General features: G+C 69.8%; 1 protein-coding gene. It reads left to right on the plus strand.

Annotated elements, in window-relative coordinates; genetic code table 11:
- The coding region (locus ACFYX0_RS47940) for a beta-ketoacyl synthase N-terminal-like domain-containing protein (protein ID WP_388982200.1) at positions 1-1,133 on the plus strand (1,133 nt) is incomplete at both ends.

A 1,133-nucleotide genomic window follows, 5' to 3' on the forward strand; every position in this document is an offset into this window, starting at 1 on the left:
CCCCGTGGCCGTACTGCCGCGCAGGCCACGGCCCCCTCCGAGGTGCCGTGGGCGCAGCGGCTGTCCGGCCTTGCACCCGAGGAGCGCGAACGGGCGGTGGCCGAACTGGTCCGTACGCACGTGGCCCACGTCCTGGGCCACACCGGCCCGTACGACCTCGACGACGACCGGCCCTTCCAGGAAATGGGCTTCGACTCCCTGACCGCCGTAGAACTTCGCAACCGCCTCGGCACCGCCACCGGACTGCGCCTGACCACCACCCTGGTCTTCGACCATCCCACCCACGCGGCCCTCACCGCCCATCTGCTGGAGCAGCTGTCCGGTGAGCCGGCCGGATCCTCTCCCGCTGTGCGGGCGACGGTCGTGGCGTCGTCGGACGAGCCGATCGCGATCGTGGGGATGGCGTGCCGTTACCCGGGTGGTGTGGCGTCGCCGGATGATCTGTGGCGGTTGGTGTCCGAGGGTGTGGACGCGGTGGGGGAGTTCCCGGTCAATCGGGGCTGGGATGTGGATGCTCTGTATGACCCGGATCCGGATCACACGGGCACGTCGTACACGCGGCATGGTGGATTTCTGTACGACGCGGACGAGTTCGACGCCGGATTCTTCGGGATGTCTCCGCGCGAGGCGATCGCCACCGATCCGCAGCAGCGTCTGCTCCTGCAGACCGCCTGGGAGACGCTGGAGAACGCGGGGATCGTTCCCGCTTCCCTGCGGGGCAGCCGTACAGGCGTGTTCACCGGGGTGATGTACCACGACTACGGCTCGGGAGCGGGACCCGCCCGCCAGGAGCTCGAAGGCTATCGAGCAGCCGGTACCGCCGGCAGCATCGCGTCCGGACGACTGTCGTACACCTTCGGGTTCGAGGGTCCGGCGGTGACGGTGGACACGGCGTGTTCGTCGTCGCTGGTGGCGTTGCATCTGGCGGCGAACGCGCTGCGGCAGGGCGAGTGCGATCTGGCGCTGGCCGGCGGCGTGACCGTCATGTCCACTCCGCAGGCATTCGTGGAGTTCTCCCGGCAGCGCGGGCTCGCACCGGACGGGCGGTGCAAGTCGTTCTCGGCGGCGGCTGATGGTACGGGCTGGTCGGAGGGTGTGGGGCTGCTGTTGGTGGAGCGGCTGTCGGATGCCCG

The sequence above is a fragment of the Streptomyces sp. NPDC002573 genome, assembly GCF_042889625.1.
Taxonomy (GTDB): domain Bacteria; phylum Actinomycetota; class Actinomycetes; order Streptomycetales; family Streptomycetaceae; genus Streptomyces; species Streptomyces gibsoniae.